Raw genomic sequence first — 237 nt, forward strand, 5'->3', positions numbered from 1 at the left:
CATGTGTTAGGCCTGCCGCCAGCGTTCAATCTGAGCCATGATCAAACTCTTCAATTAAAGTTTTGTTGGTCCTAAGACCGGCTCAATGAATACTGACTTCAAAACTGTTTTTACTCGAAAGTAAAAAGTAATTTTAAAGCTATTGTTGTTCCAACAGAACAACAATGAATTGACTGTGCCAAAATCAAGTAAACTTGATTCTGATTGGTCACTCAGTTCATTGATAAATCTTTTTCG

Annotated in this window: 1 protein-coding gene; it reads right to left on the minus strand. The window is 36.3% G+C overall.

All coding sequences use genetic code 11. The annotated features are described in order from the left end of the window. Window positions 1-54: 54 nt before the first annotated feature. The coding region (locus AACW06_RS20675) for a hypothetical protein (protein WP_238336799.1) at window positions 55-237 on the minus strand (183 nt) is incomplete at its 5' end.

Origin of the sequence: Vibrio sp. S12_S33 (assembly GCF_963889785.1) — a bacterium.
Classification (GTDB): domain Bacteria; phylum Pseudomonadota; class Gammaproteobacteria; order Enterobacterales; family Vibrionaceae; genus Vibrio; species Vibrio aestuarianus.